Genomic DNA, 556 nt, shown 5'->3' with positions numbered 1-556 from the left:
GTATGGGCGAGTCGGGCGGTACGGTTGCTTTGGAACGCAAAAAACCGACTGCCAAACCTGCCGTCAGCGTGGAAGCTGGAGTCGGTTCTTGGAACCACTACCGCTTCGTCCTTGATGCCAATCATCCTTTAAATGCAGACAATACCTTGCGCGGACGCTCCATTTTGGTCAGCGACCACGGCGGCGATTACCTGCCGAACACATCGCGTCACAATCACACTTTCTACGGCATTCTGTCTTACGATCTCACGCCGCAAACCCAATGGCGCGTCGGTACGGAGCTGCATCGTTTCCGCAATAAGGGCAGTTCGCGTTTCAGCTATCTGACTGTGGCAGGAAACCGCAACGACGGATTCAAGCCGTTTGAATCTTCACCGCGCAACAATTCGTCCGCACGCTGGGCATACGGCAAAGACGACAGTGCCGAAGTATTCACTTCTCTCAGCCATGAATTTGCCAACGGCTGGAAGCTGACGGGCGATTACAGCTATCTGACAGGTAAAAGCGACATCGTTTCAGGCATTGCCGGTACATACGAAATCAATCCCGATTACTC

The 556-nt window shown here is 53.4% G+C and carries 1 pseudogene; it reads left to right on the top strand.

Features of this window, described 5'->3' with window-relative positions:
• Positions 1–556: pseudogene (locus ACTHUR_RS17065) on the top strand (TonB-dependent siderophore receptor); the annotation flags it as partial.

The sequence above is a fragment of the Neisseria sp. P0021.S007 genome (assembly GCF_051956855.1).
Note: the sequence above shows the minus strand (reverse complement) of the source record. Positions and strands in the feature narration are given on the sequence as shown.